The following is an 8,279-nucleotide window of genomic DNA, read 5'->3' as shown; positions in this document are numbered from 1 at the left end:
ACGGATGCACCGCGCTCACATCCTCCCCCACCACCTTCGCCAGCTCACCGGCACGACGCCGGGAGAACCAGCCCATCGGCACCCGCCCCAACCCCGCGGCCAACTGCCGCCGCAACGACAACTGCACCCGGCCATCGAGAACATGCCCAACCCCCGACGACGCGGCCGTGAACACCAACCGGACGAACAACCCGGCCACACCCACAAACACCACCCACCAGACACGACCACGATCAACCGGCCCCGGCGACAACAGCACACGCCCCAGTTCCGCAACCGCCAGCAACGGCGCCAGACCCACGACAGCACCCACCACCTGCAAAATCACCACGGCCGCAAAGCGCCATCCATACGGACGTAACAACCGCATCGCGCTCTGTCCCGTTTCGGGGTGGGCATCCGACGGCGGTGTGGACTGATCCTTGGCCTGAGCGAAGCCGGTGGCGGTCATCGCGCCGCGGCAATGACGGCGGCGATGAACAGCACCTGCAGAGCGATGCGGGTCGGCAGTGGGGTCACGGGCTTCCCGGCCAGGGTGAGGCCCCGGCGGGCGGCCGAGACGTTGGCCGGGAACATGGCGACCATGAGCAGTGCGAGCCCGATCGCAGCCCAGGGCGCCAGGGGCGGGATCAGCAGCCCGGCAGCGCCTGCCAGCTCCAGTACTCCGGTGATGGTGACCAGCAGCGCCGGCTGCGGGAACACCGCGGGGATCATCGCGACGAAGTCGCGGCGCCACGAGGGCAGGAAGTGCGGCACGCCGGTGACGACGAACATCAAGGCGAGAGCTCCCCGTAGTGCGGGCTGCCAGCCGTCCAGCATGTCGATGCCGACCAGGCCGACCAGCCGTAAGACGGCGAAGCCGCCGATCAGGGCGATGAACGGAACCATTTCCTTCTCCAATCTTGTCAGCGAAAAGATTGACGGACACTCGCCATCTTGTCAACGGAAAGATAGGGTGGGCGTGGCACCATCGATCACGGAAGGCTCGGAGATGAGGCAGATCAAGCAGACGGCCTACCATCACGGCAACCTGCGGCGCGCCATCATCGACGCCGCTCTCGAGGCCATCACGGAATCCGGCCCGACCGGATGGAGCCTGCGCGAGCTGGCCCGACGCGCGGGCGTCTCGCACGCCGCCCCCGCCCACCACTTCGGCGACAAGACGGGACTGCTGACGGCCGTGGCGGCCGAGGGGTTCGAAGTGTTCGCCGACAGCCTGGAGCAGGCGGCCGACGACACGCTGGAAGTCGGAGTTGCCTATGTCCGTTTCGCCATCGGCCATCGGCCCTACTTCGAGGTGATGTTCCGGCCGGAGTTGTACCGCGTGGATGATCCCAGCGTGAATACGACTCGTGAGCGCGCGGCCCATGTACTCGCCACCAGCGCCGGCAGGCTGTCGCCGAGTCCGGGTCAAGACCGCTTGACCACCATCGCCGCCTGGTCACTGGCTCACGGCTTCGCCAGCCTGTGGCTGAGCGGCGCCTTGCCCGAAACCGCCCACGGTGATCCGGAGACCCTGGCCCGCTCGCTGATCAAGCTCTTCTTCGGCACGACGCATTGATCAAGGGAATTGCCTCAGGGGGTGGCGGCGGCGCGGGTGTCGGCGTCGTCGAACGTGCGATCAGCCGCGGGGCCACTCATGTGCGCGCCGCGCTGTAGCAGGCACATCTCGGAGGCGCTGGGCACCGATCCAGCGACAACAACTCCGCCACCTGCTCAGATCTCTTCAGAGAGATCGGTGGAGCGGTGGGAAGAGGCCGGTAGGTAGGGTGGTCCGTTGTGGATGCGGGGGCAGGGATTGAGATGGTGGCCGTCCCGTCGGGACGGGTGACACTGTCGGACCGGCGGACGAGGAGCAGTTGGCCGGTCGAGGTCGCGCCGTTCGAGATGTCGGCGTTCCCGGTCACGCAGTCCTCGTATGCACGAGTCACCGGCCGACGGCCGAGCAGCGTCCAAGGCGAGCGGCTGCCGGTTGAGGGTGTTTCATGGTGGGACGCGGTCCAGTTCTGTAACGCGTTGTCCCAACGCGAGGGGCTGACGCCCGTGTATCGCCTGTGCGTCGATGCCGAGACCGCCGAATGGGACACCTCCGCAGACGGGTACCGGCTGCCGACCGAGGCGGAATGGGAGCACGCCTGCCGTGCGGGTACCGTCGGCCCGCGGTACGGCCAACTCGACGAGGTCGCCTGGTACCAGGGCAACTCCGAAGGTCGGATCCATCCTGTCGGCGGCAAGCAGCCCAACGCCTGGGGCCTGTACGACATGCTGGGCAACGTGTGGGACTGGTGCTGGGACGTCTACGACGCCGAGGTGTACGGCGCCTATCGCGTGCTCCGTGGTGGTGGATGGGCCGACGAGCACTGGAGCTGCCGGGCGTCGGTGCGGCGGCGCAGCCACCCGACCTTCCGGATCGACGACGTGGGATTCCGCCTCGCGCGCTCCACACCGCTGCCTCGGCCGTGACAGCCGCGTTGCTGGGTTGTTCGGCACCTCGGGCGTGACGTCGGATCGGGTGATCACTCGTGAGGGTCGTGCTGTGTGCGCCCCCACGTGGTGCGGTTGCGTGCGTCACGGCGCAAGGTCGAGCAGGTTCAGCGTCAGGGAGAGTAACTCGATCCGGCGTACGACTACGGGTACCCTGCCCGGGACCCCGTCCGCCTGAAGGAGTGTTTGACCTGGTGGGTTGCCGATGCCAGTGACGCGCCCAACTCCTGACAAGGTGGCGAGGTGACGAGGTGACGTGCCACCTGCTGGGCAACAGCCGTACTCTGCAGACACAACAGCGAGCGCATCCAGTTGCCCGCCCCCACTTCTCAGGAGCCCACCATGACAGCGGCAGCCACTCCAGCGAACAGCATCGACGCAACAACTGCCCTGCTCCAGGCAGAGCTTCCTCGGCTTGAGAAGCACCAGCAGGCACTCCAGAACGAACTTGCCACCGTTTCGGAGCGTCTGGAATCGGTCCGCGGCGCCTTGACGGCACTGAGCGCCCTGTCGGCCACTTTCCCGCAGCCTCGCGTCCCCGAGGCCGACACCGGCGACAGCCCCAGCGCCGAAACGGCCTCGGTCTCGAGCGAGCCTGCCGCTCCCGCCGAGACCACTCCGGAACCCGAGCCGACCACGGCCGACGCTGCTGCCACCGACGAGCCTGCCGTCACACCGCAGAAGACGGCGACCCCTCGCAAGGCCCGCAAGACCACCACCGGCACCACGAAGAAGGCCGCAGCCAAGTCGGCGGACACGTCGGCCAAGCCCCGCCCGGCGGCCAAAGCCGCCACCGCCAAGACAGCCACGCAGACCAAGCAGTCATCGGCCAACACGCCCTCTGACAGCGTTCAGGACACCGGCAGTCTCACCGAGCAAGTGATGGCCGTCCTGGCCCGCAATGCCGACCGCCCGCTGCGCGCCAGGGACGTGGCGGAGGCCCTCGGCCGCGACAACAGCACCGGCGACATCAACACCGTCCGCAGCACTCTCGACCGTCTCATCGCCACCTCCCGCGCCCAACGCGCCGGACGCGGCCTGTACCAGGCGCCCACCAGCTGACCCTCCCCGTCAGCGGCCGGTACAGCTGGGACGGCGGACAACAGCCCCCGCGACCACACCTACGGCGCGCGCCGCGCGTCAGGCTGCGGTGCGGGGTGCTGTCATCCGTCGAACCGTGTCCACTCCACCATGGCCGGGTGAGGGCGCCGAATAACGTGATGCCCAGAATGATGCCGACAGCAGTGAAGTCGATGCCGTTCCCTTCCCTGCGTCCCCGTGGGCCTACTCACGTGAGTCAGGCATGTCGTGCGGAACTACCTCCTCAGGCCGGGACCAGCTCATCCTCATCGGCTGCGTGCTGACCTGCGCCGGTGCCTTCATGCACGGCATCCAGCCGTTCCTCGTCGCCGACGCCGCCGCCGACTTCGACTCCCCCACCCACCTTGCGGCCCTGCGCAGCACGGCCGCCCGCTGCGGACTCGTAACGGACGCCGCAAGAGCCGTACGCACCCTGACGCAGTGACGCACCGCTCGCCAGAAATCCGAAGCCGTGCACCCTTCCGGTTCACGATCCCTCGGACATGCGCGGCGGTCGGGATTCGTACAGCACGCTGTGGAAGCGGCCGTCCTCCTCCCGTCCGGCCGGATCGCCGCCACGTGCCCGCACCGCCTCGATCGCGAACCGTCGCTCCCGCTCGTCCGTGAACCGTCGCTGCGGGTAGCTGCGGGAGGTGTCCATGGTGGTGCGCAGGCCGTGCGAGGCGAGTGTCCGTACGACCGGGTCGTAGGACACGGTCCGCAGCACGAACGCGCACACCCACACGGGGCGCCGTGCGCCGCCCAGCAGACCGGCGAACGTCCGGTCGGTGATGTAGCTGCCACCGCCCGTCAGCGTGATCAGCCCGACGTCCTGCAGCGCGCGGCTCAGACGCGGGCCGGGCGGCCCCTGCTCCAGGTCGTCGGTGAAGGCAGCATCCAGCAGGCCGACCTGCTGGGCGTAGTGCACCGCCGGCGCGGCGACGTCCAGACCGTACGCCGGCAACGCGTCCGGGCGACGCCGCGTGGCGTAGAACTCCTTGTCCCACGCGGCCAGCTCCGTCGTCGACATCTTCCGGGCCGCCTCGGACGTGTACCGCTGGTACAGATCCGCGAGTGTCACATCGTGATTGAGCAGGGCGGCGTTGATGCCGTACGAGCAGCACACGTCCAGCACCGCGGGCCCACCGGGCAGACGGTCGTCGAGCGCGGCCCGTTCTGCGGCCACCTGCCGGAAGACAGGCTGGGCGTGGTGCGGGATCTCGTACTCCAGCGGAGCCAGCCGCGTGAAGTACGCGCGCGGGTCCGGCCGGTCGTAGATGTCGTCGAACCGCGACTTGCCGCCCGTCATGCCGGACTCCCTGCTCAGTGGACATGCTTGAGTTCCTGCGCCGGGGCCCTCGATGCCGGAGGTGCAGGGTGTTGATCAGTGGGAAGGCTGAACTGGCGAACCAGTCCCGCGCCCCCAGCGGCCCGGCGTTCACCGGATCGAGGCGTCGTCGTCCTGGTCGGACCGGTCGTCCGCCTCTCGCTGCACCTCGGCCAAGGGCTATTCAGCCTCCTCACGGCCACGGCTCACGCCTTGCTGAGCCTTCGTCCTCCCGTGGCGCAGGCCGGTGGCCTTCCCCACCGCTCCGTCCACCGTGTTCCCCAGCCCGTCGTCGTCATCCGGCAACGGCTTCCGAGCATCCATCGCCGATCCCTCCGTCTCCGCCCTGCCGCTCCGCACCCCCACCCCCACCCTCACCACCACAACCAGAATTGCGCCAGCTCACTCACCCATCTCGCCCAAAGAACCAAACAGGGCAACGTCAGGTCTTCCTCGGCTTCCTGCCGCACCCAACGCCGCAGGAAGCTTCTGCATGGCAGACGGACCCTTGGACCGCGGATCGGGAGCTTTGCGATGCGCCCCGACCTGGCCACCCGGCGCCGGCCGCCCACAACTGCCCGGGTCGGGCCACGCCGTGCACCTCATCGTCCGCCACAGCGGCCCACACGATCGTCCTCGTCCCTCGCCGGGCAACCGTCCTGGCATCCGGTGCCCCGCTCGCCCGCCTGATCAGCCGCATGCCGCTGACGAGAACAAACGGCCGTGCCCTCACCGCCCGCGGGCGGAGCCGTATCGGCGACGACCTCGCTGTTCGAATACGCAGCGGTGACAGCACGGGCCTGGAACGGCAGCGACCCGTCCGCGCTCCCGCACCCGCCTGGCGGTGGGCTGTCGGCGAGTACTGGTCCGGTTGATCATGCTGACGAGCCGACGACCCCGGACGTGCGAACCGGCCGCCGATGGTGCAGGGGCCGCGCAGTATCGTCGGGAGTCCTGAGTGCGGCCACTCGGCCCGCGACCCATGGGCGGGGCGGCCCGCTTGGCGCCACAGTCTTCCGCCATCCGCGGCTCGGACAACGGAGGTACCGCACATGAACGCTGACATCGACCGGCCGACCTTCCTGCTGGTCCACGGAGCCTGGCACGGAGCCTGGTGCTGGGACCCCGTACGCACCGAGCTCGACGCCGGCGGTTGGCGGTCCCACGCCGTCGACCTGCCCAGCGCCAATCCCCCGGCCGGCCGGCACGACTACGCCCGCCCGGTGGGCATGCTGGACGACGCGGACGCCGTCCGGGACAGCCTCCGGCGCATCGACGGCCCGGTGGTGGTGATCGCACACTCCTACGGCGGCGTCCCCACCACGGAGGCCATCGCGGATGCCTCGAACGTGGTACGGGCTGTGTACCTCGCCGGTTTCCAACTGGACGCGGGCGAGAGCATGTTCACGTTCCTCGGAACGCCCGTGCCGGACGACGGCACGGGCCACGCCCCGCCGTACGAGGACGCCCGGCGGATACTCTTCGACGACGTGCCCGAGGCCGATGCCGACCGTGCCGTGGCCCGGCTGCGCCCGCAGAGCGTCCGGTCCTTCACGGAGCGGGTGACCACGGCAGGATGGCGCACCATACCCTCCAGCTACGTCGTCTGCGACCGCGACCAGGCGCTCGAACCGTCCCGGCAACGCGAGCTCGCCACGCGCGCCGATTCCGTCCACCGACTGCCGAGCAGCCACTCGCCGTTCCTCTCCATGCCCCGGCAACTTGCCGCTCTCCTGGGCCGGATCGCCATCTCCACCCTCCCCACCCCTCGACGATGACTCGCCCCGTCCCGCGTCGGCCGGGCCGACTGGGAGAGCCTGGTGCGCACCGCCGGCGTGTCCGATCCGTGCGGTCACACCACCCCCGCGCTGTCGGCAGAACCGCCCTGCACCCGCGCCCAGGCCCCCGAGCGCCGCAACGCGGCCGGGGCCGTTACCTGCTCCGCCAGGGGCCGGATCAACCACAGCCGCACACCGAGATGCCCTGTCGGAGCTGGTCCGGGTGGCCTGCATCCGTTGGCGCGTCGAGGATTGCTTCCAGGCGTCGGTGCGCGACACGTTGACGCCGACGGCGTCATGAGCTTCGGAAGGCTTCGGGGTAGGCGAATTCACCCTGCACGGAGGGTTGGTAGGCGGCCAGGGTCCGGACCTCGAAGAGGTCGCCCCGGCCAGGTTCCGGACCGGCGATGGCGAAGTCCGTGCTCGGGCGAAAGCCGAAGCGGCCGTAGAAGTCGCGGTCACCAAGCACCACGACCAGCGGGGCGTCGAGGGCGTCCGAGGCGGCGAGCGCATCGTGGACCAGGGCGGAACCGACACCGCGTCGCCGGTGGCCAGGGAGCACGCCGAGCAGGCTGACGTCGGGGACCCGGGTGGCGCCGATCCGGCCCCAGGAGCACAGGACGTGGCCGACGAGCTTGCCGGCTTCGTCCTCGGCCACCGGGAACAGGGCCGGTATCCAGGCTTCCGTGGAAGTCACCGACCCGGCCTGCGCGGCCAAGACCGCAATCCGCAGGCCGGCCCGGCGCTGCCAAGCGCTCCAACAAGCGGTCAAAGAGGCCGACGCGGACCTCGCTCCCCTCGTCGTCAGGGCTGCGCCGGCCTCGTCGCCCCGCCCGGAGTGGGCACTGAGACAGGCGGCCAGTTCCTGATCACCGTAGGAGACAACCCCGACCGGCTTCGATCCGAAGCGTCCTTCGCGCACCTGTGCGCGGCAGCACCGATGCCTGTGCCTTCCGGCGATCAGGACGCTGATCGACTGCCGTCCGCGTCATCGAGGTCGAACGACGCGGCCGCAGTCAGCCGCTCGACGAACGTGCGGAAGTCCGCGGCCAGTGGGATCTCCGCATCCCGGTCCCTGTCGAACCACGTCACGGTCGGCTCCCCGTGCTCTCCGCATGCCCGGTAGTCGAGAGCGATCCAGCAGTGACCATCACCGGAAAGCAGAACCAGAGGTGAAGGAAGCCCCCACTCCTCAACCAAGTAGGGCGAGTCCAGCAATGACAACTGGCCGTCGTGACGACCGATGCCCATCATGTCGTCGAGCGGAACATGGTTCTCGCTCCACGACGTCGGCACATCGGTCGGGAACGCGTTCCACAGATCCGCCACCAGGCCACCGTTCTGGACCCGCAGGATCTCCAGCAACGAAGCCGGCAGACGGACACCGAGCCGACGCTCGGCATCCTGAACGACCGCGTCCGTCAAGGGCGACTGAACCCCGTACAGGCCCTCGTCCCAGAACGTCGCTTTAACCTCATCAAACCGAGCCACGAACTCATCCTATGGACTCAGCCGACCGGCTTGACGGTCTAGACCGATCTATAGGGCTTCACGGGCGCTTCCAACGATTTGAGTCGGCTGGGATCCGGCGCGGTCTCCAGGTCGAACTC

General features: G+C 69.1%; 10 protein-coding genes. 5 read left to right on the top strand and 5 right to left on the bottom strand.

What is annotated here, in order from left to right; translation table 11 throughout:
- The coding region (locus ABT342_RS18860) for an ABC transporter transmembrane domain-containing protein (protein WP_351574604.1) at positions 1–451 on the bottom strand (451 nt) is incomplete at its 3' end.
- Positions 448–888, bottom strand: a complete 441-nt coding sequence (locus tag ABT342_RS18855) for a DoxX family protein (protein WP_351574601.1) — start codon at positions 886–888, stop codon at positions 448–450. The genes ABT342_RS18860 and ABT342_RS18855, both read right to left, overlap by 4 nt.
- Positions 889–991: 103 nt before the next feature.
- Between ABT342_RS18855 and ABT342_RS18850 the strand changes: the two genes are divergently transcribed.
- From ABT342_RS18850 to ABT342_RS18835, 4 genes are all read left to right on the top strand, one after another.
- Positions 992–1,561, top strand: a complete 570-nt coding sequence (locus ABT342_RS18850; protein WP_351574598.1) for a TetR/AcrR family transcriptional regulator — start codon at positions 992–994, stop codon at positions 1,559–1,561.
- Positions 1,562–1,803: 242 nt separating this feature from the next.
- On the top strand, positions 1,804–2,463 hold the full coding sequence (locus tag ABT342_RS18845; protein WP_351574596.1) for a formylglycine-generating enzyme family protein: 660 nt from the start codon (positions 1,804–1,806) through the stop codon (positions 2,461–2,463).
- A gap of 363 nt (positions 2,464–2,826) precedes the next feature.
- Positions 2,827–3,546, top strand: coding sequence for a hypothetical protein (locus tag ABT342_RS18840; protein ID WP_351574594.1), 720 nt, complete (start codon positions 2,827–2,829; stop codon positions 3,544–3,546).
- A gap of 241 nt (positions 3,547–3,787) precedes the next feature.
- The gene (locus ABT342_RS18835; RefSeq protein ID WP_351574592.1) at positions 3,788–4,009 is read left to right on the top strand and encodes an isochorismatase family protein; all 222 of its coding nucleotides are present in this window, start codon (positions 3,788–3,790) and stop codon (positions 4,007–4,009) included.
- A gap of 42 nt (positions 4,010–4,051) precedes the next feature.
- Here ABT342_RS18835 and ABT342_RS18830 read toward each other — a convergent pair whose 3' ends face one another.
- Positions 4,052–4,873, bottom strand: coding sequence for a hypothetical protein (locus ABT342_RS18830; RefSeq protein WP_351574589.1), 822 nt, complete (start codon positions 4,871–4,873; stop codon positions 4,052–4,054).
- A 1,070-nt stretch (positions 4,874–5,943) separates the two neighbouring features.
- Here ABT342_RS18830 and ABT342_RS18825 point away from each other — a divergent pair.
- Entirely contained in the window at positions 5,944–6,669 is a 726-nt protein-coding gene (locus ABT342_RS18825; protein ID WP_351574586.1) for an alpha/beta fold hydrolase, read from the top strand.
- Between the two features lie 295 nt (positions 6,670–6,964).
- Here ABT342_RS18825 and ABT342_RS18820 read toward each other — a convergent pair whose 3' ends face one another.
- Both ABT342_RS18820 and ABT342_RS18815 read right to left on the bottom strand, forming a co-directional pair.
- Positions 6,965–7,366 (bottom strand): GNAT family N-acetyltransferase, encoded by a 402-nt coding sequence (locus tag ABT342_RS18820; RefSeq protein ID WP_351574583.1) that lies wholly within the window; start codon positions 7,364–7,366, stop codon positions 6,965–6,967.
- 263 nt (positions 7,367–7,629) lie between these two features.
- On the bottom strand, positions 7,630–8,160 hold the full coding sequence (locus ABT342_RS18815) for an SMI1/KNR4 family protein (protein ID WP_351574580.1): 531 nt from the start codon (positions 8,158–8,160) through the stop codon (positions 7,630–7,632).
- Between the last annotated feature and the right edge of the window lie 119 nt (positions 8,161–8,279).

Origin of the sequence: Streptomyces sp. NPDC000410, from assembly GCF_040300305.1 — a bacterium.
GTDB lineage: Bacteria > Actinomycetota > Actinomycetes > Streptomycetales > Streptomycetaceae > Streptomyces.
Note: the sequence above shows the minus strand (reverse complement) of the source record. Positions and strands in the feature narration are given on the sequence as shown.